This window comes from Pyrinomonas sp. (assembly GCF_040289685.1).
Taxonomy (GTDB): Bacteria; Acidobacteriota; Blastocatellia; order Pyrinomonadales; family Pyrinomonadaceae; genus Pyrinomonas.
This window is the reverse complement of sequence record NZ_PSLQ01000044.1, coordinates 4,678-28,581: the sequence shown is the minus strand read 5'-3', so window position 1 is coordinate 28,581 and position 23,904 is coordinate 4,678. Positions and strand designations below refer to the sequence as shown.

Genomic DNA, 23,904 nt, shown 5'->3' with positions numbered 1-23,904 from the left:
CACGCCAACCTCGCCGATCCGCGCTTCGGCATTTTCTTCGCCTCATCAAGCCGGACCTTCGCTGGCGGTTTCGATCTACTCTTTTGACGAATTGTCAGGAACTGGTTGTCAGCGTGCTCGCCGCATTTGAGCTGGGCGGTTTCGATCTGCTCTTTTGACGGATTGTCAGAGCAGCAAGCCTTTCAACCGCTCATCTATGATGGGAGCGCTTGGCGACCGTACTCTTTTGACGGATTGTCAGAGCAGCAAGCTTTTCAACTCCCAATCGGCGCCACGGGGCGATAGCTTTTCAGCGCGAGCAAGAGAAAAAGGACACTTTTCCCCGCAATCGGAAGGTTTTTCAAGGGCGTTGGAAGGTTAATTGAAGGGATGTTGTTGAGGAGATGAGCGATCATGAAGTGGAAGCTCTGTCCGTTGCTGTTGGTTATGTGGGCGTCCGTTTTACAGCTTGGCGCGGCGATGGTCGAGGTAGGTGGTGGTGCAGCAGAGGCAGCAGAGATCGCGGCACAAGGACGAAGCGCGGGCGGGCGGCTGGAGGCAGAACGTTTGTGAGAGCAAGTGATTGCTGCCAAAGGAGGACGCGATCGTCTTCATGCTGTGCGTAACGTGCTTGTCTCGTATTACTCGGATTACTCGGAGTATCTGGCCTCTTTCGGTAAGAATGTCCATCGTAGTAAGGAACTTATCGTTTTCCCCAACAAATCTTTGACTCTGGAAGACTACGAGCGAGATGTGCTTGGGTTAATGTGCTTGATGAATGATCATGAGACGCGCATGAAGTCCTTTACCGTAGGGCCGGGGCCTTTTGATCCGGCGGAACCGATAGAGAGAGGTTATGTTTTGCTTCTCAAAGATGACGCACTAGAGATCATCCGCAGAAGTCAAAACGAGCGACTGGCGTGACAATAGTCAGCCACGCCGGCCAGCGAGCATGGGATCGCAATTTACATATTCGAGTAGCTGGTGTCACCGTAGTGGCACGCGGCGAAACTACACCTCTCACGGTGACACTACCGAAAGCGCCGGGTTAGAACGGCAGACGGAACGAAGCCCAATTCCGTTGAACGCAAGGGCTGTTGTCGGAGCGAAAGACCGGCTTCAAGCGCGGGGCGGTGCATGCTTTGTGCGGCTCCCGCGCTTGAAGCGAACCGTCTGTTGATTAGATGTCGAAATAAAGGGCGAATTCCAGCGGATGCGGGCGCATGCGCATGGGATTGATTTCGCGCTCGCGCTTGTAGTTGACCCAACGCTCGATCAATTGCGGCGTGAAGACGTCGCCCTTGAGCAAGAATTCGTGATCGGTCTCCAATGCGCGCAACGCTTCGTCCAGCGATCCCGGCAAGCTCGGCACCTCTTTCAATTCTTCCGGCGAAAGATCGTAGATGTCTTTATCCAGAGGCTCGCCCGGATCGATCCTGTTCTGTATGCCGTCCAGACCAGCCATGAGCATCGCGGAGAAGGCTAGATACGGATTGCAACTTGGATCCGGCGGGCGAAATTCTATCCGCTTCTGCTTCGGGTTCTGCGAGAACATCGGAATGCGCACCGCCGCCGAACGATTACGGGCCGAATAAGCGAGATTGACCGGCGCTTCGAAGCCCGGCACCAAACGCTTGTAACTGTTGGTCGTCGGCGCGGCAAACGCGACGATCGCCGGCGCGTGTTTGAGCAAACCGCCGATGTAATAGCGCGCCACTTCGCTCAATCCCGCGTAGCCATCGCCGGCAAAGAGGGATTTTTCGTTCTTCCACAAAGACTGGTGGCAGTGCATGCCGCTGCCGTTATCACCGTAGATCGGCTTCGGCATGAACGTCACCGCTTTGCCGTAGCGGTAGGCTGTGTTGCGGACGATGTACTTGAACAGTTGCAGGTTGTCAGCCGTGCCGAGCAACGTCGAGAAGCGAAAATCTATCTCGCACTGACCAGCGGTAGCGACCTCGTGATGGTGGCATTCGACGCGAATGCCGACGTCTTCGAGCGTCAGCGCGATCTCCGAACGCAAGTCGCTCAAGCTGTCAGCAGGCGGAACAGGTACATACCCCTCCTTGTTGCGGATACGGTAACCGAGGTTTGGGCTTTCGAACCCGTTGCTTCTACGCCCCGTGTTCCATATGCCTTCGTCAGATTCAACTTCGTAGCCAGCGGCATTCTGTTCGTTGTAGAAACGCACTCCGTCGAAGACGAAGAACTCGGCTTCGGGACCGAAGTAGGCTGTGTCGGCGATGCCGGTAAACCGCAGGTAACTTTCGGCGCGCGTCGCTACCGAGCGAGGGTCGAGTCCGTATCCCTCTTTGGTGATCGGATCGACGACGTTGGCGATGAAGCACACGGTCGGTTCTTCGGCGAACGGGTCCATCCAAAAACGCGACGGATCGGGCACGAGCAACATGTCGGATTCATGAATCGAAGCCCACCCGCGCAAACTAGAAGCATCGAAACCGAAACCATCCTCGAAACTGCTCTCAGACAGTTCGTGAATGGGGAAGGTCAAGTGATGCCAAGCGCCCACCAGATCGGTGAAACGAACGGAGACGAATCGCGCCCCATGATCTTCGGCATACTTCAAAGCTGTTTTTGCGTCCATCTTCTCTCCTGAGATGTTTGGGGTGTGTGATGTCCGTTGCCGCGCGCTGGCGGCTCCGGCTAGAGCATGAAGGGGTGCGGCAAAAGAGCGTCATTTCGAGCGGCGCTCTGCGGCTTAAAAACAGCAATGATTATATGAGTCGGCGGCAGCGTGTCAAGCGATATTTGCGGGAGCCACAGCGTTGATTATTTTCGTCAATGATCGCCCGAGCGCTTGAAGAATTGTTCGAAAGCGAGCCCTCCAGCTTGCCTGAAGAAGACCGAACTCTCTGGTTGCGAAGCGCGTGCCTTTTCGCCGTATATGGCGATGCGCCTATCGGAAGCGTAAAAACTGGTTGTGAAGCGCGCTGATGCTTTGCCTTTTCGCTAGCCCTCTTCAAACGGCGCGCCGTGCGTCGCGCACGGTCTCGAGAAAACGACGCGCGCGTTCTGTGATGCTCTCTGCGCGTCCCGCGCGTATCTCCTTGACATCTACTAAGTCTGTGCCGACGCCAAGCGCAAACGCGCCAGCGCGGATGTGCTCGGCGGCGTTCTGCAGGTTGACGCCTCCGGTCGGCACCAGCTCCACTTGCGGCAACGGCCCTTTCAACGCGCGAATATAACTAGCTCCCCCCATCGCGCTGCACGGAAAGATTTTGACCAGATCGGCTCCCGCTTGCCAAGCGCGCATCACCTCGGTTGGCGTCAGTGCTCCCGGAAGCGCGGCGACGCCGTAACGCTGACACATCTCGATGGTCGGCTCATCGACCGTGGGACTGACAATGAAGCGCGCGCCAGCAAGAATACACGCACGCGCCGTTTCGGCATCAAGTACTGTGCCTGCACCGATCAAAGCCCGATCGCCGCAGCGGGCGATTAACGCCTCGATCAAAGAGATGGCGCCAGGAACGGTCATCGTCACCTCGAGCACATCGATTCCGCCCTCGCGGATCGCTTCCGTAGCGATCAACGCCTCTTGGCTCGAGCTTGCGCGCACCACAGGGATGATGCCTATTTCGCCGATGTGCCGAATCGTCTCGATCTTGTTCATGCTTCTTCAACTCCCGCTGAATTGCAGCGGAAGATTCAACTTCGTCTGGCCAGTTCAGCCCTTTTGAAAGATGCTTCTTCGGTCACTGTTGAATAAACAACAATGGATCGAACCGATAATTGACGATCAAGAAAGCATCAACGCGCCGCGTCTCGTTGGATCGAGCGCCGCCGCAAAACCCACGCTGTGTAGTGTGACGGCGCGCGATCCTGAAACCTCAACGCACGACGCGCGCCGTCCCCCCCTTCATCACCCTTTCGACCTCGGCCAAAGTCGCCATGGTCGTATCTCCCGGCGTTGTCATCGCCAGCGCGCCGTGCGCCGCTCCACATTCAACCGCCCATTGCGGCCCCTTACCCATGAGGAACCCGTAGATCAAGCCCGAAGCAAAACTATCACCGCCGCCGACGCGATCGTAAATCTCTAAATCTTTGCGCAATGGGGCCTCGTAGAAATCCCCAGCGTAGTAGAGTACCGCCCCCCAATCGTTCACCGTCGCCGTCTTCGCCACGCGCAACGTCGTGGCGACGGCTTTGAGATGCGGGTACTCACCGATCAAGCGCTCGATCATGCGACGAAACCCGCGCGTGTCCAGCTTCGAATAGCCTTCGTCAACGCCCTCCACCTCGTAACCCAAACAGGCAGTGAAGTCCTCCTCGTTGCCCAGCAAGACGTCGACCAGCTTGACGAGTTCGCGGTTAACCTGTTGCGCCCGCTCTTTGCCGCCGATGCCCTTCCAAAGCGACTCGCGGTAGTTCAGATCGTACGAAACCACCGTCCCATGTCGGCGGGCGGCCTCCATCGCTTCGAGCGCTACTTCCGGCGTCGTCTCGGATAAAGCGGCGAAGACGCCGCCCGTGTGAAACCAACGCGCCCCTTCTTGACCGAAAATCATCTCCCAATCGACTTGGCCGCGCCGCAGTTGCGAAGTCGCCGTGTGCCCGCGATCCGAACAGCCGACCGCGGCTCGCACGCCGAACCCGCGTTCGGTGAAGTTCAATCCGTTGCGCACCGTTCTGCCGACGCCATCGTACTTGCGCCAAAGGACGTGCCGCTGGTCCACCCCGCCCTGAAAGATCAGATCCTCGAGTAACCGCCCAATCTGGTTATCGGCGAAAGCTGTGACGATCGCCGTCTCCAGACCGAAGCAACGGCGCAACCCGCGCGCGACGTTGTATTCGCCGCCGCCCTCCCAAACGCGGAATTGGCGCGCCGTGTGGATTCGCACGTCGCCCGGATCCAATCTCAACATCACCTCGCCTAACGCGACGAGGTCCCACTGACAATGGTTTTTCGGTTTGATCGCAAGTTCGCTCATGATTCCCGCAACGTCCGGGAAAGCAATCGACTGCGTTGAGATAACGCCCGTGCGCTGCGCGAGACGCCTGAAGCGCTCGCGCTATAGCCCCTCGACCGAACTTCAAGGCGACGTCCGCACGCCGCGCGGTCATCATCCGCATGTCGCTTGCCGTGCAAGCGCTCTTCGTCTCTAACGCCGACTCGCTTCCAGACCGGAAGCGGCACCGGCAAAATCCGGATGGATATTGACGACGCCGTATTGCCTATATTCGACTTCGCGGTGCGCCGCCATGATCCACACGAAATTGATCGGGTAGCCCGGAATGGCGACGTTTGGGTGATAACCGCGAGGCATCAGAACCGCGTCGCCTTCGCGCACGGCACCGGAAAAATCAGGCTCCGTCGGATCAGAAAAGACGAACTGCACGCCGAACGACGGCGTCGGCATATCGTAGAAGACGTATATCTCTTCGAGCATTTCGGCGTGTTCGTGCGGCGGCCAACTGGTCCAGTTACCCGGTTCCGAGCGCGTGAAGCCGGCGAGCAGCCGTCCGGCTTTGACGTTCTTGCCGATGAGGATCGTGACCGCACGCCGACTCCCCGGACCGCCCGTCGAGAAATGCAACGATTCGTCGCCCTTGACATCGGCCAAGCGAACGACCTGCAACGGATAATCCCCCTCGACCGGCGCGGCGCATTCGATGAAGTCGGCGCTTTCACGCGCCGCGACTTCGACGCGCGCACCGCGAGGGATGTAGATCGCGTCATAGCGAGAAAGCTCGTGCGCTTGGTCACGAACGCGCACCGCGCCCGAACCGGACAGACAGATCAATCCAGTCTCGCAAGCGCCAGTGTCGAAGGCAACGTGTTGCACGGTTTCGTCCAAAGTGATGCGACCGTAACGCAGATGGCGCATCGGGCTGTTTTCCGGCGTGACGATCAAGCGACGTCCCGCGCCGCGGTGCGTCGCGCGGAAAACGAGTCGGTTCTCCTCCTCCGTTCTCATCTTCACTCCTTTGAATCTTCGACCCTCTTTTTGCGGGCTCCTCAGGCCACGCGCGGCGCCGCAAAGATGGGCGCTGTCACAAGCGCAGCCGCGCCGCGCAGACGTGGGTACTCGCCAACCGTAGAAACTCTGATGGGCGTTTGAGCAACGCGCTCGGTCATCGCCCGCTCGGCCAGCGCTTGACGAACCGTCGCTTCAATCATATCCCAAGCCGTCATGATCTCGCCGCCGATGTAAACGCACTCGGGATTGAGCCCGTTGAGCACGGTGGCTAACCCGAGTCCGAGATAGCGCGCCGTGCCTTGCACGGCAGCGCGCGCGCGTTCGTCGCCGGAACGCGCACGGGCCAACAGGTCGTTGATGGTGAAATCGTTCCCGCCATCGTCGAGCAGCTTCTTGGGCTTCAAACGCGAAAGGTCGTAACCGAAGTAGCGCGCCAGCGTCGCTAGATTCGAGATGTACGCCTCCCAACATCCGACCGACCCGCATAGGCAGCGCGGTCCATCTAGACTGAGCGGCGCGTGGCCGAATTCACCGGCGACGTTGTCGCGCCCGCGGACCAATTCGCCGTTGATGACGATGCCAACCCCCACCCCATCCGAAACCGTTACGAAGACGAAGTTGTTCGGCGTCGCACCGTTTCTCCCCAACCACATCTCAGCCAACGCACAAGCCTTGGGCGCGTTTTCGATGTAAACGGGCAACGCCGTACCTTTGGCGAGCGGCGTGCGCAAATCCACATCGCGCCAGCCAAGCGTTGGCGCGTTCAGAATGATGCCCGTGCTGTGGTCCACCATGCCGGGCACAGCGACGCCGATCCCTTCGCAATTAGCAGTGGCATCGTGCGCTTCCAACATGCGCCGCACGCGCCAGATCAACTCCTCCACCAGCTCGTCGGGCGCAAACAGAGTATCGAAGGTTTCGAGCGCCAGTTGATGACCGCCGAAATCGCTGAGCATCAAAAAGGTGCGGCTGAAACGTATGTCGATGGCGACCACAAACCGGTCCTGCGTGCGCACGTGAAGAAAGGTCGGCTTACGCCCGCGCACGGTCTTGCCCGTAGCACCCTCGTAGATCAGCCCTTCGGCGATCAGCTCGTTGACGATCATGCTGATGACGTTGCGCCCAACCTTCATGCGCCGCGCTAGATCAGCGCGCGAGATCGGTTGGTGTTCGCGTACGAGGTTGAGAACGATCTGACGGTTGATTTCACGCGAAGTGGATCGCGTGGCGACTTGAAAATCGTACGGGTTGATCTTACGCAAAGCGCGTCGTAACCTCCCGGAAGAGCGATTGTTCAAACTTTGAACTATATACTGCCAAAAGGGTTCGCGGTCAAGCCGCGAGCGACCGATCGGCGTTGCCTTCTCGTTGTCGGATCTACGCCCCAACGCATGCTGTCAGCTCCTCTGCCCATGAGTCTATCTTACGCGCAGGCATGAAACTAGAGCTGAACGCACGTTGGACGAGCGAGCTGTGACCCACCGTTGACGTGCGAGCGCCGGAGGCTGGGTCTTCTCGCAACTGAAGGGGAGCAGCGTCTCGTCGTCGGCGACCATCCTCGCGCGCCGGATGGCGGAATCATTCGTAGCTAAGAGCTTGCACGGCATCTTGCCGCGCCGCACGCAGCGCCGGATAGAGCGCGCCGAGCACGCCGCCCAGCAGGCCGATCAACGCGGCGATGGCGACCCACTGCGGTTCGATCTCGACGACCAACGATGTCGCGCGCATGACGGCGGCGCGCGCGATCAGCGTGAGGGCGAGGCCGAAGATGATGCCGAGAAAGCTGACGAGCACGGCTTCTTGCTCGACGACCCAAGCGATGCGCGCGTTCGACATGCCGAGCGCTTTGAGGATGCCGATCTGCCGCGTCCGTTCGGTGACCGTTGTGTACATCGCCAGCAAAACCACCAACAGGCTGATCACGGCGGCGATGGCGACGATGACTTTGATGAAGATGTTGAGCGCTGGAACGCTCGTCGTGTAGAGTTCCGGCAGGTCTCGCGTGAAGATGATCTGATCTTCCGGAAAGAGTTCGTGAATGCGCGCAGCGACCATCTCCTGTTCAGCCGGATCGTCGCAGGCGACGAGAACGCTCGTGCAGTGGTCCTTGCTTCCGACTTGTTCTTGCATGGTCGCAAGCGGGATCTTGATGCGCGCGCCGTTGGGCGGTTCATAGATGCCGACGATGCGAAACGGGCGATCGTACAACAGCACGGTGTCGCCGACTTTGGCGCGCCGCTGCTCTTTCCAAACTGAATCGACGATGGCTTCATCGCCCGCGTCGTTCAAACCGCGTCCCTCGACGATGCGCATCTGCGCGATCTCGGCGTACTCTTTGAACGGGATACCGTCAACCAGACGCATGCCGAACCCCGTGTCGCTGCCGACGGTGTTTTGGCCGATGGGCACAGCAGCCCTTACGCCCGGAACCTTGCGGATCTCTTCGGCGCGCGAGACTGGCAGCAGGAAAGGCTCCGACCCGCTCAAGCCGAAGGTACCCGAAGCGCGCACCATGATCTCGGCGCCAATGTTGGCTTCGCGCCGGGCACGTTCGCGCAGGATGCCGTGCGCAAGTCCGACGGTGAAAGTGATGAGCAGGACGCCGATGGCGATGCCGAGGATGCTAGTGAAAGTACGCGCTGGCCTGTGGCCGAGGTTGGCTAGCACTAAGTTGTCCATCGCTCTCCTCAATCTAGGGTGTCGTGCGGCGAGGCGCTGGAGCGCGCCCGTGCCAGCTCGCCAAACGAGCACGAGCAGCCCGATGCTGGTCCAGAAGACTATGCCGGCCTTGCGCGCCAAGGCCAAGGTGACGCCCGTGGCCGAGGCAAACCCGAGCGCACGCAAGATCACTTCGGTGCCGCCCTCGTAAACCCCGATGGTCGCCGGCACGAAGCCGAAGACGAAGTTTATCACTTTCGTGAGCGATTCGATGACATAGGAAGCGGCGAACGACGGTTGGGCGCCGAGCAAGTCGAGGATGAAATAGACCTCGAAGAGGCTGGTCGCGTGCGCTAGAAGGTCGAAAAGGACAATGGCGAAGAAGGCGCCGCGCCGGTGCGTGTAAAAGTCATAGACGCTCGCTTCGATTTCGCGGATGTGTGCGTGCGAACTGCCGATCAAACGGCGCGCGAAACCGAAACGGCCGAATCGCGCCAAGCTCCATGAGACGGGCATCATGCGATGGCGCACGGCCCAAAAGGCAGCGACCAGCGCCGCGCCGGTGGCGATCATGATGCCGATCAGCACGTAGCCGATCACCGGCGGCACAGGATAGGCGGCGAGCATCACGCCGGCGCCGCTCAGGATGAAGAACGCGACCGACAGGTTGTAGAGGATGTTATCGACGACGAGCGCTTGCACGCTGCGCGTCAAAGGCACGTTGCGACGCAACAACGCCGCCTTGGTCGCTTCACCGAGCAGCGGGCCGGTGAAGGTTAAAAAAGTGATCGCTTCGCCGCCGAGACGCACGGCGAGCGCTTGACTGAATCTGAACGCCCGATGCTGCGGCTCAATTGCCGTGCGCAGCGCCAAGGCTCGCAAGACGTGGCGCAGCCCACTGATGGCGAGGATCGGCAGAAAACCGATGCCGATGTTGGCCAACGCATCGAAGATCGGTTCGATGCCGACGCGCCGCACGACGTAGATGAGCAGCGCCACGCCCAAAACGAAAGCGACCGCTTGTAATCGGAGGACGGATCGCCCCGCGCGCCTCGCTGGTTCGTCGTTTGCGATCGCTCCCAGTTCAGGCGGCCTCTGCTTTTTCGTTTCCTCGACCGAAATCAACGTCCGCCCTCCTTGAACGCGGGGCGCGGCTTGCCGTCTTCGAAAAGCTCGCGAATGATGCGCCCTGGAAAGGAGCGAAAACCGCGTTGCCAGAGCACAGGCGCGATCTGTCCGGCCTGCATCCGCCCCGTGAGTGCCATCAAGGTCGGCACGAAGCTTAAGCTGTCGTACGGCTCTTCGATCACCATGCCGCGTGGGATGCCGGTTTGCGTTCCGCCGGCGATCATCAACGTCGAGTGTGTTGAAACGCGATAGAAAGAGCCGTGATTACCGCCTGGGTTAAAACCGCGCACGTCGAAGTTCCAATGAAAGTTCGCGTGGACGAAAAGATCGGTCTCCACCAGATGGCGCTGCCGCAATCGAAAGCGCCGGATCAAACGCTCGTCCGACGTCAAACCGGGCGCATCTAGATCGAGTGTGGGCGCCGAGTGCCGCGCAAACTGCTCGTGCAAGCCGATGAGCGCGTTTGCATACTTCGTCCGATGCAGAGCGTGCAACCAAGCGATCTCCGTGTGCCAAACGCTCAACCACCTCGCCTTGTCTTCGCCATCTGGAATCCGCAGCCGTTCATCCTCCCAAATTTTGAGCGGCAATCCGGACCGCCACTCGATGCGCGTGAAGTTCAACGTGCCGTCGGCATGCTGCGCGAGTTGCGCGACCGGAACGTAACGCAGTTCCAGCGCCCCTTCGGCGTTTCGTCGCCCGAGAATCAAAGCTTGCGCGTCTTCACCACCGTACAGCCAAATCGCCTCTTCAGCGCGCAAGTCTTGGTCAACCAAAAGCTCGGCGGGAAGCCGCACAGCGATGAAATCTACAGGACGATTGCCGACTTTGGATTGGACGTTGTTGCGCAAGGTGATCGTATAAAGCGCGGCGAAGTAGTTCATCCGACGGAAACTGCGCGCCAGATCGAGCGCTCCATCCGGCGCGAGCACGAGGCCTTGCGGGCCAAGGCCGAAGACGTAGTTCTGCAGTTGATGGATGCTGTTCGGTTCACCCATGGCGCGCGGCGCGATGAGATCTTTGATCTTCAGGGTCTCTGGGGTGAAAGATTCACGGCGTAGAGAGAGAAGGTTGCGCAGCGTGCGCGCGTAGGCCGTGTATTCTCGCTCATCGCTCAGCCACGAATCCATACGGGCATATTCGCGGCGCGCCTCCTGATCGCGCCCTTTGTCGCGATCCTCCTTGGTCCACTTTTTGGGTTGTGCGGCGACCGCGGCGCGTTGCCGTTCGATCAACCGACGCAATGCGCCCAACTCTTCTTCGAGTTCCGTCAACTTTCGCGACCATTCGGCGCGATTTCGTTCGATGACGGCGAAGAAAGCGTCCGTCGCAGCGCGCCGCACGTCCGGCGCAAGATCACGCCGCTGCAACTGCTGCAACAAGATGTGCAGCGCGTTTAGATCGCTGTTGCGCAAATGTATGCCAACTCGTTCGTTGCCGTCGAAATCCACGAGCGCCGTCGGGTAGACGGTGCTCTGTCCGCGCAAGTAATAGGTGTCGGGCGTGGTCGTCACGACCCAAGAGACGATCGGATAGAAACCCTTGATCGCGTAGTCGTTGAGCAATCGGCGCTTGGTCACGACGTGGTGACCGCCGCCGGTGGCGCTGGCGAGGTATTTGACCAAGTTATAACCCTGGCTATAGACACGTTCATCGGAATTGGTCCCGTGATCCGACACCAGGACAAGGGCCGTTTGCGCTGCCAGCGGTGACTTTTCGATAGCCGTCCAGATGCGCCCGACGAGAGCGTCGATCTCTTGCAAAGCTTCGAGGTGCGATTCGCGGTCGCGGTTGTGGTGTGTGCGATGGTCGAAGTCCGAGTTGTAGATATCCAAATAGCGTATGCGCGAATCGCGAAGCTTTTCGAGCAGTTCGCGCTCCATCTGCTCGTAAAGGATGCTGCGCGCTTCGAAACCGATGGTCCACTCGTCGATGAGTTCACGCGGGCTGCGCGACGTGAAGCGATTTTGCAGACCCCGCTGCAAGGCGGTCCAACGGACGCCGCGCTGATAGAGCTGAAAACTCATGAAGCGCTCTTCGTAGGGGTAAGAGTCTAGAAGCAGCGGGAGGCCGAGTTCGTCGAGCACCTCTGGACCGGGCATATCGACACGTTGACCGACCGCGTTCGCTAAGTAGAACGGGATGAAGTTCAAATAATCGTACATGTGCATAGTGTAGCGGTCGAATTCGACGTTGCCCTTGATTTGCAGATGCTGTCCCGTATCGAGCAACGACCACGACGGGGCTGAAAGGCTCATGCCGCGCACATAAAAGTTGGCGAGGCGCGTCCCGTTCTCGTAGAAGACGTGCTTGATCCACGGCAGCGCGCTCTTGCCCGTGCGCGGGTCGGTTTCATGCACGAAGCGCTCGACCATCTCGAACGGCAGGCCATCGATCTTGATGACGACGATGCGCTCAGCGCGTTGACCGAAACCGCTCGCTGAAAGAAGGAGCGCGGTGAACAACGATAGGAGGGCGGAGATCGCGCCTCTGCCCGTGCGGTGAAAAACGCCGCCAACGGGCCAAGTCGCTTTGCGCACTTCACCTCTTATCGCCATGCTCATCTTCCGCGTGCACTGACCGCTCGTCGTCCTGCCGACTCGCGTCGATCGAAAACTGTAACCGCGGCTCTTCGCCGACGAAACGGGCCCCTTTGGTCTTACGGCGCAGCTTCAACTGCCGCACTTCGCAAAACGAACGCGCTATTGACTCGCCGCAGGGACGACGACGAGCGACATGATCGCGCGCGCGTCTGACGGCGTCATACTTTGCCGCTCGCGCACGGCCGTTATCAAGTACTGTGCCGTCAGCGCGCGCCAGCGCGCTTCCGTCTGATCATCGCGATAGATCTTGAGCAACTCGCTTTTAGCCGTCGCGTTGTTGATGCGGTAAAGACAACGAAGCGAGAGTTCGCGCGTCGCTTCGTCGCTTGTTCCCGCGAAGATGCGAGCGATGGCGCGTGCCGTCTCGGCGTCGGCGTCGGTTCCGTGTTCGGCCACATAACGAAGCGACCGACGCACGTCTTCGACGCGCCAAACGATCTCGGCGCGCGGCGTTGAAGCGGCCACTTCGCGCAAGAACCGACGATGATAAGCCAGCCGCCGCGCCCGATCGAGCGTCGCTTGCAGCTCGCCCGCCGCAGCCCCGTCCGTGTGGTGATAAAGACCGAAGCTGACGATGTTGGCTACTCGAAAGAACGCGCGCTGCCAGCGCCCATGTTGGAGATCGGCCAGCTCGGCGCGACGATCCTTCTCCAACAGCGCCGGAAGTCCATCGGGACGGCGCGCGTAGGCGAGCAATGCGGCGTACTGCTGTTGCGCGATGCGCGCTTCCGCTCCCGCACTGTTTTCCAAGGGGTTGAGCGCAACACTCCCCAAGCGCTCTTTGATTTCGGCGCGCAACGGCGGCGCGAGTTGTTGATCGCAAGTCAACAGCAGTTTCAACTGCGAATAGGCGCGCAACCGCGATGGCTGGTTGATATCTATGCCGCGCCGTCCAGTGACCAAATCAAAGACGGTGCGCCCCAAAAAGTAGTAGAGGTCGCCGAAACGGGAAACTTGAAGCAAATTGCGCGCGACGTCGTCGAGCAAGCGGCGCGACATTTCGCGTCGTTTCGGGTTGAGCCGGTCGCGAAAATCGACGAGCAGCACGGGGATCTTCGGGTGATCCAGTCCGTAAAGTGCCAGCGGGATCATTTCGCGCCGCCGGACGGCGCGTTGGTCGTCGGGCGTCGTCCGTTGATTATCGGCGGTGAACCCCCAAACCTCCGAGTAGCCTCGCCAGCGTTCCAGACGTCGGTCACGCCACGGATTGGCGATGTTCAAGAAACGGGCGTTGAATTTGCGTCCGCGTTCGGCAGCCAAATCTTCGCGCGCGATCCACAAAAGGGCGTGCGTTTCGCTTCCATCGGGCATCTTCAGTGGATCGAAATAGAGCCCTTCGGCTTCAGCCCGCTGACGCAGCAGCTCCCAATTGTGCCCGCGTATGTCGCGCCAAAAAGTGTTCTGTTTCTGGTAAGCGCGCTCCAGATTTACGTCGTCGATGATCCCACCGAGCATCCGTTGCGTTAGCGACAATCGCGCCTGAATGTCATGTAGCTCGACGGGCGAGAAGGCGCGCTCGTCGTCCTGCACGCTGTAGAGCGAGAGCACGGCGAGCGCGCGCAATCGGTGCGCCTGTTTGTAATCGTCCGCGTTGCGTTTCAGCGTGCGCGCCGTGGCGCGGGCGCTGAAACCGTATGAATCGAGAAAGAGCACGCGAAAAGCTAGCCACACGCCTCTTTCCCATGTGTCGCGTTCGGCATCGGCAAGATCGAGTATGGGGCGTGGGACGCTCTGCTTGAAACTGCTATCGCCAACACGCGCGTAGAGAAAAGGTGTTGCCGCCGCCGCCCACTGCAAAGCGTCAGGGCGCGCGTAGGTGTGCGCCCAAACGTAACGGAGCCGATCGTTTTCGCGGTCGGCATCGCCAAACGTGTCGCGCAAGACGCTGACGAGCGGAATTTGCGTGGCATCGGCGGCGTCGCCGAAGATGGTCACAAGCTCTGCGCCGCCCGCGATCGGCACCACTTCTAGGCGGAAACGCCCCGAAGCGCGACGCGCCTCGGGCAAACTGTTTTGTGCCTCTTGTTGCGCGACGGCGACGCTCAACCCATCTCGGCTTTCTTGCGCGAGCCCGATCTGCTCAAACGCAGGGCCAGCGCCCAGCGGGACGATCTGCATCGCGCCTACCTCCGATCGCGGCAACTGAGCCTGCGCTCTCGCAAAGACGCCCGTCAGAATGAATAGGCAAAGGAGAAGGGACAGACTGGCGAGGAGCTGACCCAACCGCATGCGCAAGCTTTCTGCAATTCGTGCGCTGTTCGAAAACAGATCAAGAAAGGACCGACCCGATTGCTCTGTTAAGTTCAGCATACCGCACTGTAAGCGAAAAGCTCCGCGTGGAGCGCAAAAGTTGCGTCGATTTAACCGGCGACAATTGATCACGCCCCGCATGGGGCGCTTTGCAAAGAGCCTCTGCGATGCGCGATCGCGGCGAAGAGGTTTGCCGCGTGACCTCAATCCTTCAGTTCTTCGAGCGCGCGCGCTTGCGCCTCGTCGACGACGAAGACGCGCGCTGACGGCACTTCGCCCAAAGAAGCGACGAAGGCCGGAGCCATTTGTTCTTGCAAACGGCGTGCAATCACATCGTTGCTGAAATACCGCCGTCCGCGGGCGATGACGAGCGCATCTCCAGCTCTCAACCCGGCGAGAGCTCGGCGGTCGGAGAGGGATAAGGAGCGCAGGTCATCGCGCCCGGCAAGCGCCAAATAGTGGGCCACGAGGCTCGGCGTTTCGCTGAAGACGGCGGCGTCGGGCGGCGCGTTGTTCGCCAACCAGCGCGCCACATCGCGCACGCTCGCGTCGTAAAACTCATCGTGCGGGAAATAGTTTCCGGCTTGCCTCAGTCCTCCGCCGAGCGCGTTGGTGTAAAGGCGGTAGTGGGGCGCGGCCTTGACCGCAGCAGCCAACGAACAGAGCACGACCATTGTCGCCAACGCCGCGCACAGGGCGTTTTTCGCGGCGAAGCGGCGTGCCGCAAAGCGCGCGCTGAACTCGATGCCGATCGCCGCTGTGATAAGCACGGCTGGCAGCGCGAAGGTGAAATAGCGCGTGAACTTTCCGCCGAGCAGCGTGAATGGAAAGAACCAGAAGAAGAACCAGAAGAGAATGAAGAATCGCCCGTCGCCAAGTTTGCGGTTGAAAAGGAGCGGAAGCCCGATCATGAACGCGACCAACGTCAGGAGCGGGAGTTTGACGCCCATGAAGACGTAGTAAAAAGTCCACGGCACGCCCGCCAACCAAAGCGACATTTGATTGCGATAGAGCTGGCCCATGAACTCGTAAGCATCGTGGCCGATGCGCCGCTCACCGGCGAAGGCGCGCATTTCGCGCCACGTGTCGGGGAGCACGATGGTCGGGTTGCAAAGCAGAAAGACGGCGCCCATCACGACGAAGAAGATCAACCAGCGGCGCTTGCCTAGTCGCCAGCGCGTCTGCGGCAGAGCTTGGAAAATGTAGTAGTAACCGGCGCTGATCGCCAGCAGGTGCGGGATATACTTCGAGGCGATCATGGCGCCAAAGGCCGCCGCCGTCGCCCAGTAGAACGGCTCGGGGTTGCGTTCTTCGGTCTCGGCCACGCGCTGACCGCGCAACCAGAAGATGTTGGCCAACAAGAAGAAAAAGAGGAAAAAGGTGTCTTCTTTGGCGATCCGATTGAAACCGATGGCTGACGGGTCGAACGCCCACAACGCTGCCGCGATCAACGCTGGTCCAGGACCGAACAATTCGACGACGAGGAGAAAGATCAGTGACGAAGCGAACGCGCCCAAGAGCGCGCCGGGCAGACGCAGCGCGGTCTCCGGTTCAATTCGCAGCGCGCGGTGCGTGCTGACAAGAACCGAGCTGTTCCAACGTTCAGCCATCACCACGCTCGCGGTGAGCAGACCCTTCATCAACATCGGGTGTTCACCGTTGGTCGAAGTCAGTCCGCGACGACGGTAATCTTCCACCGCCCGCAGTTTGTTCAATTCATCTTCGCTTAAGCTTTCAGCGCTCAACTTGTAAACGCGCAAGCCGAAACCGCACAACGTCACCGCGGCGAGCAACGCGGCGATGAGCCATCGTTCGGCGACGCGCGCGCGGCGCGTCGCCGCCAGATCGCTGGCGACGACAGCATCGGGAGCGCTGGCAGCGGTAGCGGACAAAACTCTTCGGCTCTCCATCTTTCGGGTTCTCGGCGCGAGGCCGCAAAGTTGGCAAGGTTAACTTGTACGCGGGCGCGTGTCAAAGCGTTCGCTGGCGACGAGGGCGCTGGCACGGGGCCGAGCTCCTTCGCTCAACTTCGGGATGCTTGCGAGCGCCTGCTTTCGCCGCGAAAGTCTTCGTTCATTCAACGAGCACCTTGCGCACAAACTTGAGGAGTCCGCTCGCATCCTCTTGGCGAGGTTACGCCGCAGACCGAGCAGCGTCTGCAGATAGCTTATCGCCGCTCAGCGCGCGCTTCGATCTTTGGTCGGAGGCTCATCATCGGTTGGCGTTCGTGGAGCGCTCCAACCAGCGCGTTCAAGCAGGGGCACGGCGTACCGAATCGGGATGGCGAAGTTCGAAGCCGCGTTCTCGGTGAAGATGGCGAAGTTGATCCCGATCACTTTGCCGGATGGTCCGAAGACCGGCGCTCCCGAACCGCCCTCGGCAGTGCGCGCGTCGTAGGCGATGCGTCGCACGCTCAAATCGGTGATGTTGCCTTGCGTCGTCAGCGGCGTGATCAAGTTGCGCGAGGCCAGATGAAGCAGCAAAGCATCGAGCGACGTGTAACGCGCGCGAATGCTGCTCGCCTCCGGTTCGGGCAACGCCGCCAAAATCCGGTCCGGTCCGGACGGATAACCGATCATCACGACGGGCCGGCCAACGGCGACGGAATCGAATTCGAGGTCGAGCGGAAGCACGGGCATATTGGCCGGCACCTCTTCCAACCTGCACACGGCAATGTCCTCACGCTGACCCACCTGCCGCACGCGCAACGCAATGGGCTGCGACCGACGCGGGAAAAAGGCCAAGAGCTTGACCAAACGGGGGCGTCCAGCGGTGCTCCCTTGCAACCCTGTCAAACGCTCGTCCGAACTCCACGGTTGAACTACGTGCCGGTTGGTCAAAACGTAACCGCCGCCGACGTGAAATCCAGTGCCCGTGAACCAGAATTCCGCCACTGAGCCACCGCCTTCGGGCGAAAGAAGAGGGTGTCCGTTGACGTTCTCTTCGCCGCGGTATTCAGCCGCGCGCAGCGGACGGTTCGAATTCGGATCAACCAACACATAGACGCCGTAGATCATGCAGACGCCCGCGCTGTAGTCGCTCCATACCTTGGTCGCTAGCGATTGGCTGTTGAGCAACGCGCGATTGGAACGCTCAACTTGCGTTAGCTGTTGGCTGTTCTGCTCGAGTTGCTGCTGCAACTCGAGCAGACGCGCTTGCTGATCGTTTATCAACCGTCGGCTATTGCGCAATTCCCTGTAAGCGGCAAAGCCCAAGTAGAGCAACCCGCCGACGAGCGCAACCGTCATGGTCAAGATGAAGAGCTTGGTGACGGGGCTGATCTCGCGTATCAGTTCGCGCGTGAACTCGCGCAAGAAGACCTTGGCGTCGTCGCGCCGTTCGGTCGCCGCCGCTTCCAACGCCGCCTGTTCGATGAACGGCACAACGTGCACATCGCGCCGTTCAGCGATCAACGCCGGCGGAAGCGATTTGATCGAAAAGAATTGAAGCGTAAGCGCCGTGCCGCCGATGCGCACTTCATCGCCATCGTTGATTGGCGAATCGGAGGCGAGCGGCGCGCCGTTGTGCGTGATGTCTAAATCGGGATCGAAGTCGGCGATGCGGTAGTGGCCGTTGGCGCGGGCCAGCTCCAGAATCTTCTCCTTCGACGCTGGAACGACCGCACGGGGCAAACGCAACTCGCACTCGTCGCCTGTTCCGATCCGGATGCGATCTTGCGTCAGGACTTCTGTGAGCTTCGCTTCGCCCGCCTCGACGTGAATGACCAAACCACTTGCCATCTCTTTCCGCTTGCCCGCTGTCAGAACGTCTCTGAAAGCTGAATTCTAGCCCATCGCCAGCGCAAACGAAAGACGCAAGGCAACCTTCGGAGCCGATTTCGGTTACAATGGGCCACGCGATCTTCGGCGCGTCCGTGCCCGCTGGTCTCGTGCAACACGGGCGCGCAAGGGCGGCATCCAAGACTGCGGTTCGCCGCCCGAGCTTGAACAGACGAAGGAGCACCCATGCGACTCGCCACCCTGTCGTTCATCTTTCTCGGCGCAACGCTCGCGGTCGTTGCGGCACACGCGCAAGACAAAACTCGTGCCGCGACTCCAGCGCTGACCGACGAGATACCGCGCCTGAACTACCGCACGCGAACGCTGCCAAACGGGCTGCGCGTCGTAAGCGTCGAAGACCACTCAAGCCCGACCGTCGCCATCCAAGTCTGGTATCACGTCGGCTCCAAGGACGACCCCGAAGGACGAAGCGGTTTCGCCCACCTATTCGAGCACATGATGTTCAAAAGCACCAAGAACATGAAAGATGAAATGCTCGACCGCTTGACTGAAGACGTGGGCGGCTTCAACAACGCTTTCACCGCCGACGACGTCACCGTCTATTACGAGGTCGTGCCATCGAACTACCTCGAAACGCTGCTCTGGGCCGAAGCCGACCGCCTCGCGTCGCTCAACGTCAACGAGGAGAACTTCCGCTCCGAGCGCGATGTGGTCAAAGAAGAGTTCCGACAGAACTACGTCGCACCACCCTACGGCAAACTGAACTTGCTCGTGGAACAGCGCTCTTTCACGAAACATCCGTATCGTCGGCCCGGCATCGGCAACATCGAAGAACTCAACGCCGCCACGCTGGAAGACGTGCGGCGGTTTCATGCGACCTACTACCGGCCTGACAACGCGACGCTCATCGTCGTCGGGGATTTCGATGCGAAACAACTCGATGCATGGGTGGACAAGTATTTCGGACGCATACCGAAGCCGACTTCTCCGTTGCCGCGCGTGACGGCGCGCGAACCGGAACGCATCGGCGAAAGACGCTATACGGAACGCGCGCCCAATGTTCCGCTGCCAGCCGTGGCCGTCACTTACCTCGTGCCGCCACAACGAAGCGACGACGCTTTCGCCCTGCGCGTGGCCGAGACGATTCTCGCGCGCGGCGAATCGTCGCGCCTTTATCGCGCGCTCGTTTACGAACAGCAAATAGCCCAATTTGCCGGCGCCAACGCTGACCTGCGTGAAGATCATGGGCTGTTCGTCTTTCGCCTGATCCTCGCTAGCGGCAAGGAGGTGAACGAAGCGGAAAAGGCGCTGCTTTCCGAGATCGAGAGGATGAAGCGTGCGCCGGTGTCCCCGGCTGAATTGGAAAAGGCCAAGAATCAAATCATCACCAACTTATTGCGCGAGCGCGAAACCAACAACGGCAAAGCGCTGGCCATCGGCGAAGCTGCCGTCCTCCTCGGCGACCCGGAGCGAGTCAACACCGACATCGCCCGTCTGCAAGCGGTCACGGCAGCCGATGTGCAGCGCGTCATGCAACGTTTCTTCACCGACAAGAACCGTGTGGTCATACATTACGTTGCCGAATCTTCCGGCAACGTTCAGGCGGAGGGCGGAAGATGAATAAAATGTGGCGAGCTTCGTTGATGATCCTCGCCGTGGCACTTGTTTGCCCCGGCGCACGTGGCCAACAAGAGATGCCGCCATCGCCTGGACCACCGCGTTCGGTTCGCTTCCCGACCCCGGTGGAGAAGAGTCTGTCCAACGGATTGCGCGTCATCGTCGCGCCGCGCCCGCAAGGCGTTCCGCTGGTGACGGCGCTGCTGCTAATCAAGACCGGCGCCGAAGCCGATCCGCCGACGCTTGGCGGTTTGGCCGACATGACGGCCAACCTCTTGACCAAAGGGACGAAGAGGCGCACCGCACCGGAGATCGCCGAAGCGATCGAAGCGCTCGGCGGCTCGCTCGATGCAAGCGCGCGATGGGATGCTTCCACCGTCAGCGTCAATGTCGCTGCAGCGCGCCTTCCGCAAGCCTTGGAGATACTCTCCGACGTCGCGCGTAATCCGATCTTCAAAGAAGAGGAACTCGAACGCCAACGGCGGCAAACGCTCGATAACCTGCAGGTCGCCCTTCGTCAGCCGGGAGCGCTTGCGCGCTTTGTCGCCGCGCGCGTCCTTTTCGGCGACGCCCCCTACGCCCATCCCGTTTCAGGCACGCCCGAGACCGTACAACGGCTCCGACGCGACGATGTCGTGCGCTTTCATCAAACGCACTACCGGCCAGACAACGCTGTGCTCGTCATCGGTGGACGGATCGCGCCCGACGCGGCTTTCGCTTTGGCCGAACGTCTCTTCGGCGATTGGAAGCGACCCGCCACGCCGTTGCCATCACCCGCAAAATCCGAGCGATCACAGAGCAACCGCAAACCGCGCGTCGTCGTGATCGATAAGCCGGACGCCGGACAAGCGGCCGTCGTCCTCGTGCGCCCCGGCATCAAACGCACCGACGCGGACTACTTCCGCGCAATGGTCGCCAATTCCGTCTTCGGCGGCGGCTATTCGTCACGCCTCAACCAAGAGATCCGCATCCGTCGTGGGTTGAGCTACGGCGCCAGCAGTGCGCTCGACGTGCGTCGTGATGTCGGCCCGTTCATCGCCGCGACGCAAACCAAGAACGAAACGGCCGACGAGGTCGCCGAACTGATGCTCAAGGAACTCGATCGCCTCGCCAACGATGACCTCCCGGATACGGAATTGACGCCACGCAAGGCGGCGCTCATCGGCAATTTCGCACGCAACATGGAGACCACCGACGGGCTAGTCACACAAGTCGCTTCGCTCGCCCTCTACGGCTTGCGGCTCGACGAAATCAACGATTACATACGCAACGTTCAAGCCATCGGCGCTGGCGACGTGCAGCGGTTCGCGCGCGAACGGCTTGCCGCCAAAGACGCGCGCATCGTCATCGTCGGCGACGGACGCGCTTTTCTCGACGACTTGCGCAAGAAGTTTCCCGACCTCGAAGTGATCAAAGAGAAGGAACTCGATCTGAACTCGGGCGCGCTCCGCCGCGCTCGGGCGCTCAAGGAGACTGGACCATGATACGCAGCCTTCGAGCTTCTAAGCGTTGCACGCCGCCCGCGCTCAATTCGCACGAACTCAGTCGCCTGGCGCGCGCGCTACAAATCATTTGCCTGCTCGCGCTGACCTGCGTGTTGGTCCAAGCGCAAGAAGAGGCGCTCACCTACCAAGGCGACGTACAGGTGCGCGCCGCGCTCGCCGTGCGCCGGTTGACGCACAAGGACCCGCTCGTCCGACAACGCGCCGCGGAAGAACTGGCCCGCTTGCGCGCTTCTGACAAAAAGAAACTCATCGAAGGTTATCGCCTGCAGGAGAAGAACAAGCGCGTTCAACTAGCGCTCGATTGGGCGCTCTACCGCATGGGCAAAGAGGAAAACCTTTATGCCATCGTGCGCGCGCTCGATTCGCCGCGTCGCAATCAAGCCTACGCCTACCTCAGCGAACTCGATTCGCCTGCGCCGCTTTACGCCCTCTTGCCGCGCGTCAACGACTTGACGCAAATCCGCCTGCTCGAAGTGCTCGCTCGCATCGGCGATGCCGAAACGCTTCGCCGGATTGAACCCTATCTCTCCTCGCCCGACGCTCGAGTTGCAGACGCGGCCCGTTTCGCCGAACGTGAGATCAAACTTCGGCTCAATGGCTCCGGCGTACGCACCGAAAGCAACGGCGAAGCGCCGTAAGCGCAACTTTCGCTCAGCCAGTAGACCTACGATTCGGACGCCTGCGTTCGTCGCCGCGCCCAAGAGATCGCCGCTTGAACTGCGCTGAGGCGCAGTCCGCCATTGCAGCCCGCTCGCTGCCTATTCATGACTACGACCGAGGCGTAACCAGCCCACACAAACGAACGCCCGGATTACAACCCGATCAATTCCCGCTCGCCTCGTGGTAACCAACCCGCGCGAACAGACGCTGGATCCCCCGATGTGCGAGCACCGAATGGCCCAATCGAAGGTCCAATGAAGCTTGCGCCGCACACAACATCTGCAAACGGATCCGGTCGCAACATCGAGCACAAACTCAAACAGATCCTTTGACACCCATCTTTCGCGCGAAGGAAGCCTCTTGACACGGTAGCCAATATACTATACATTCTCTCCGCTATATTGACGCAGAGCGCATTGGAAAGCGCTGGCGCTCGCGAGCAGCGACGTGCGATGTCAAACAGCAGGCTATTTTCGGCGCGACGCGGCGTCGTCTACTTGGTCGGGGCTGGACCGGGCGATGTCGGCCTGTTGACGCTCAAAGCGCGCGATCTTCTCGCCACGTGTGACGTAGTGGTGTACGACAACCTCGTCAATCCGGAGGCGTTGCTTTTCGCTTCAGCGGAAACCGAACGTATCGACGTCGGCAAGGTTGGCGGCGGGCGTCAAACTCCGCAGGCAGAGATCAATCGGTTGCTCATCGCGCGCGCGCGTCGCGGCGAGCGCGTTGTCCGTCTGAAGGGCGGCGATCCGTTTCTTTTCGGTCGCGGCGGGGAGGAGGCTGAAGCGCTGCGCCACGCGGGTGTGCCTTTTGAGGTGGTGCCCGGCGTGACTTCGGCCTTGGCAGTTCCGGCCTATGCCGGCATTCCCCTTACGCATCGTGGGATCTCCTCTTCGGTGGCGGTGATCGCCGGCACGAGGGCAGAAGACGTGACCGACCACGATGTCGAGCGGCGCGCACGGTTTGATGTTGATACGCTGGTCGTGCTGATGGGCACGGCGCGCCTGCGTCAAATCGCTGCTGATCTAGTGGCTGCGGGTCGTCCTGCCGAAACCCCAGTGGCAGTGATTCGCTGGGGAACCTACGAAGGGCAACAAACGGTCGTGGGGACGCTACATGACATCGCCGACCGCGTAGAGAGAGCGCGCCTGCGTTCGCCGACCGTGATCGTGGTTGGCGAAGTAGTCCGCTTGCGCGAGCGGCTTCGGTGGTTCGAACCGAAGCAAGAGCAGGAGAGCGGCGAGACGCCGGAGGCGGCTTTTGTTGTTGATTGTTGAAGTGTTTCCGATCAGACGAAGCGCGGAGAGGGTCTTCGTCGATTGTGAAGAGAGCGTAATTCAATCTCGATTGAATCTGAAAGCCTACTCAAGACTGCCTGAAAGCTTTACGAAGAGGGAGATGACACCGAAACTGATCAGTCCACACGGCGGGAAGTTGATCAATCGCTTCGTCGCCGGTCCAGAGCGCGACGAACTGATTGCCATAGCGGCGCGCTTACGCAGATTTCAACTCGACGGACGGACCGCATCCGATCTGGAATTGATCGCCAACGGCGCTTATTCGCCGCTCGAAGGTTTCATGTGCCGAGACGATTACGACTCAGTCATCGAGCGGATGCGCATGGCCTGCGGTCTCATCTGGTCTATTCCGATCACCTTCGCCGTCACGGAGGACGAGGCGCGCGCGGTGCGCGAAGGCGAAGAGGTTGCCCTTTATTGGCGAGGCGAGCTGCTAGCCGTGCTTCATGTGGCCGAGAAGTTTCGGCGCGACAAGCGACGCGAAGCCGAGCGCGTCTATCGCACGACGGACGAAGCCCATCCAG

The 23,904-nt window shown here is 60.4% G+C and carries 16 protein-coding genes and 1 pseudogene; 7 read left to right on the top strand and 10 right to left on the bottom strand.

Translation table 11 applies throughout. The annotated features are described in order from the left end of the window. Positions 1-393 precede the first annotated feature (393 nt). Both C4334_RS10190 and C4334_RS10185 read left to right on the top strand, forming a co-directional pair. Positions 394-552 carry a hypothetical protein gene (locus tag C4334_RS10190; RefSeq protein ID WP_352431982.1) on the top strand — a complete coding sequence of 53 codons (159 nt, stop codon included), beginning with the start codon at positions 394-396 and terminating at the stop codon, positions 550-552. A gap of 6 nt (positions 553-558) precedes the next feature. Then, on the top strand, positions 559-903 hold the full coding sequence (locus C4334_RS10185; protein WP_352431981.1) for a hypothetical protein: 345 nt from the start codon (positions 559-561) through the stop codon (positions 901-903). A gap of 256 nt (positions 904-1,159) precedes the next feature. On the opposite strand, the gene glnA is transcribed toward C4334_RS10185, so the two are convergent. The 10 genes from glnA to C4334_RS10135 form a co-directional block, all read right to left on the bottom strand. Continuing rightward, positions 1,160-2,584 (bottom strand): type I glutamate--ammonia ligase, encoded by a 1,425-nt coding sequence (gene glnA, locus C4334_RS10180; protein ID WP_352431980.1) that lies wholly within the window; start codon positions 2,582-2,584, stop codon positions 1,160-1,162. 375 nt (positions 2,585-2,959) lie between these two features. After that, positions 2,960-3,613, bottom strand: coding sequence for a bifunctional 4-hydroxy-2-oxoglutarate aldolase/2-dehydro-3-deoxy-phosphogluconate aldolase (locus C4334_RS10175; RefSeq protein WP_352431979.1), 654 nt, complete (start codon positions 3,611-3,613; stop codon positions 2,960-2,962). Positions 3,614-3,830: 217 nt separating this feature from the next. After that, positions 3,831-4,931 carry a PfkB family carbohydrate kinase gene (locus C4334_RS10170; RefSeq protein ID WP_352431978.1) on the bottom strand — a complete coding sequence of 367 codons (1,101 nt, stop codon included), beginning with the start codon at positions 4,929-4,931 and terminating at the stop codon, positions 3,831-3,833. Positions 4,932-5,102: 171 nt separating this feature from the next. Further along, the gene (locus tag C4334_RS10165) at positions 5,103-5,918 is read right to left on the bottom strand and encodes a 5-deoxy-glucuronate isomerase (protein WP_352431977.1); all 816 of its coding nucleotides are present in this window, start codon (positions 5,916-5,918) and stop codon (positions 5,103-5,105) included. Positions 5,919-5,959: 41 nt separating this feature from the next. Then, on the bottom strand, positions 5,960-7,309 hold the full coding sequence (locus C4334_RS10160) for an ROK family transcriptional regulator (RefSeq protein ID WP_352431976.1): 1,350 nt from the start codon (positions 7,307-7,309) through the stop codon (positions 5,960-5,962). Between the two features lie 190 nt (positions 7,310-7,499). Beyond that, positions 7,500-9,704 carry an ABC transporter permease gene (locus tag C4334_RS10155; RefSeq protein WP_352431975.1) on the bottom strand — a complete coding sequence of 735 codons (2,205 nt, stop codon included), beginning with the start codon at positions 9,702-9,704 and terminating at the stop codon, positions 7,500-7,502. Next, entirely contained in the window at positions 9,701-12,265 is a 2,565-nt protein-coding gene (locus C4334_RS10150) for an alkaline phosphatase family protein (RefSeq protein ID WP_352431974.1), read from the bottom strand. Before C4334_RS10150 ends, C4334_RS10155 begins: the two co-directional genes overlap by 4 nt. 144 nt (positions 12,266-12,409) lie before the next feature. Next, entirely contained in the window at positions 12,410-14,428 is a 2,019-nt protein-coding gene (locus tag C4334_RS10145; protein WP_352431973.1) for a hypothetical protein, read from the bottom strand. A 335-nt stretch (positions 14,429-14,763) separates the two neighbouring features. Beyond that, positions 14,764-16,470, bottom strand: coding sequence for a glycosyltransferase family 39 protein (locus tag C4334_RS10140; protein ID WP_352431972.1), 1,707 nt, complete (start codon positions 16,468-16,470; stop codon positions 14,764-14,766). A 267-nt stretch (positions 16,471-16,737) separates the two neighbouring features. Beyond that, positions 16,738-18,300, bottom strand: coding sequence for a trypsin-like peptidase domain-containing protein (locus tag C4334_RS10135; protein WP_352431971.1), 1,563 nt, complete (start codon positions 18,298-18,300; stop codon positions 16,738-16,740). A 225-nt stretch (positions 18,301-18,525) separates the two neighbouring features. Here C4334_RS10135 and C4334_RS10130 point away from each other — a divergent pair, with 225 nt between their 5' ends. From C4334_RS10130 to sat, 5 genes and pseudogenes are all read left to right on the top strand, one after another. Continuing rightward, complete coding sequence (locus C4334_RS10130) at positions 18,526-19,920, top strand: M16 family metallopeptidase (RefSeq protein WP_352431970.1); 1,395 nt, start codon at positions 18,526-18,528, stop codon at positions 19,918-19,920. After that, positions 19,917-21,401, top strand: a complete 1,485-nt coding sequence (locus C4334_RS10125; protein ID WP_352431969.1) for a M16 family metallopeptidase — start codon at positions 19,917-19,919, stop codon at positions 21,399-21,401. Before C4334_RS10130 ends, C4334_RS10125 begins: the two co-directional genes overlap by 4 nt. Further along, positions 21,398-22,060 carry a HEAT repeat domain-containing protein gene (locus C4334_RS10120; RefSeq protein ID WP_352431968.1) on the top strand — a complete coding sequence of 221 codons (663 nt, stop codon included), beginning with the start codon at positions 21,398-21,400 and terminating at the stop codon, positions 22,058-22,060. Before C4334_RS10125 ends, C4334_RS10120 begins: the two co-directional genes overlap by 4 nt. 474 nt (positions 22,061-22,534) lie before the next feature. After that, positions 22,535-23,359 carry a uroporphyrinogen-III C-methyltransferase gene (cobA, locus tag C4334_RS10115; protein WP_352431967.1) on the top strand — a complete coding sequence of 275 codons (825 nt, stop codon included), beginning with the start codon at positions 22,535-22,537 and terminating at the stop codon, positions 23,357-23,359. Between the two features lie 121 nt (positions 23,360-23,480). Continuing rightward, positions 23,481-23,904: pseudogene (gene sat / locus C4334_RS10110) on the top strand (sulfate adenylyltransferase); the annotation flags it as partial.

What these genes read in the sequence shown, in the direction of transcription:
- glnA (WP_352431980.1), bottom strand. Translation starts at nt 2,584, where the DNA reads ATGGACGCAAAAACAGCTTTGAAGTATGCCGAAGATCATGGGGCGCGA.
- C4334_RS10145 (WP_352431973.1), bottom strand. Translation starts at nt 14,428, where the DNA reads ATGCAGATCGTCCCGCTGGGCGCTGGCCCTGCGTTTGAGCAGATCGGG.
- C4334_RS10190 (WP_352431982.1), top strand. Translation starts at nt 394, where the DNA reads ATGAAGTGGAAGCTCTGTCCGTTGCTGTTGGTTATGTGGGCGTCCGTT.
- C4334_RS10150 (WP_352431974.1), bottom strand. Translation starts at nt 12,265, where the DNA reads ATGGCGATAAGAGGTGAAGTGCGCAAAGCGACTTGGCCCGTTGGCGGC.
- C4334_RS10165 (WP_352431977.1), bottom strand. Translation starts at nt 5,918, where the DNA reads ATGAGAACGGAGGAGGAGAACCGACTCGTTTTCCGCGCGACGCACCGC.
- cobA (WP_352431967.1), top strand. Translation starts at nt 22,535, where the DNA reads ATGTCAAACAGCAGGCTATTTTCGGCGCGACGCGGCGTCGTCTACTTG.
- C4334_RS10170 (WP_352431978.1), bottom strand. Translation starts at nt 4,931, where the DNA reads ATGAGCGAACTTGCGATCAAACCGAAAAACCATTGTCAGTGGGACCTC.
- C4334_RS10140 (WP_352431972.1), bottom strand. Translation starts at nt 16,470, where the DNA reads ATGGAGAGCCGAAGAGTTTTGTCCGCTACCGCTGCCAGCGCTCCCGAT.
- C4334_RS10175 (WP_352431979.1), bottom strand. Translation starts at nt 3,613, where the DNA reads ATGAACAAGATCGAGACGATTCGGCACATCGGCGAAATAGGCATCATC.
- C4334_RS10130 (WP_352431970.1), top strand. Translation starts at nt 18,526, where the DNA reads ATGCGACTCGCCACCCTGTCGTTCATCTTTCTCGGCGCAACGCTCGCG.
- C4334_RS10120 (WP_352431968.1), top strand. Translation starts at nt 21,398, where the DNA reads ATGATACGCAGCCTTCGAGCTTCTAAGCGTTGCACGCCGCCCGCGCTC.
- C4334_RS10135 (WP_352431971.1), bottom strand. Translation starts at nt 18,300, where the DNA reads ATGGCAAGTGGTTTGGTCATTCACGTCGAGGCGGGCGAAGCGAAGCTC.
- C4334_RS10125 (WP_352431969.1), top strand. Translation starts at nt 19,917, where the DNA reads ATGAATAAAATGTGGCGAGCTTCGTTGATGATCCTCGCCGTGGCACTT.